The following is a 947-nucleotide window of genomic DNA, read 5'->3' as shown; positions in this document are numbered from 1 at the left end:
CCAGGTACCACCGAAGACATTAACGAAGGTGGTAAAACCAATGACACCACGCCGTTAATTGTGGGCAGTGCCAAAGTGGGTGCTGAGGTGACGTTGGAGGTCAATGGCCAAACCTATGGACCGGTTACCGCTGATGGCAGCGGTTTGTGGCAGATTCAAATTCCAGATACTGATGCATTGCCAGAAGGTGAGGTTAAGTTTAAGGCGACGGCCAAAGATGCAGCGGGCAATGATGTCGACGTTGAGTTTACGATTGAGATCGACACAACGGCTAATGCCGTGCCTGTGATTAACGATGCCGATGACAATGTGGGTGAGGTTCAGGCTAAGTTGAATCACGGTGATCATACCGATGACAACACTCCACAAATTAATGGTACAGGCACAGCGGGTGAGACGATCCGGATTTACAAAGACGGAAGTTTTATTGCTGAAGTGACAGTGCAGCCGGACAACAGTTGGACGTATACGCCAACAGATGCTTTGCCAGAAGGTGAGCATGTGTATACGGCGAGCAGTGTGGATGATGTGGGTAATGAGTCGGCGCAAACACCGCCGTTCTCGATTACGGTTGATCGCACATCGCCAGACGATATTACCGGCTTCATGGGTTATGACGATGTAGGTTTGGTGCAAAGCGAAATCAACGATGGGGACACCATTGATGATGCGACGCCGACGTTCAGTGGTGAAGTGAACGGTGCGGAAGTGGCGATGGGTTCGACGGTGACGGTGATCATCCGAGATGCCAATGACAATGTGGTGCAGACCATCGAAGGCGTGGTGTTGGTTGCGGGTGCGAATCCGGGTGATCCAGCTACGTGGAGTACGGACCCGAGCCCGGCCTTGGGCAACGGTAGCTATAAAGTCTCGGCGAAGGTGGTTGATAAAGCGGGCAACGAATCGAACGAGACCGATCCTTTAGAGTTTGATATTGATACGGCGAC

1 protein-coding gene is annotated in these 947 nt (G+C 52.0%); it reads left to right on the top strand.

The genetic code is table 11. From position 1 onward, the window contains the following. A partial coding sequence (locus Q1A41_RS20190; RefSeq protein WP_299982949.1) for an Ig-like domain-containing protein occupies positions 1–947 on the top strand: 947 nt, incomplete at both ends.

This window comes from uncultured Pseudoteredinibacter sp. (genome assembly GCF_947502065.1).
Lineage (GTDB): Bacteria > Pseudomonadota > Gammaproteobacteria > Pseudomonadales > Cellvibrionaceae > Pseudoteredinibacter.
This window is presented reverse-complemented; position numbering and strand designations above follow the sequence as displayed.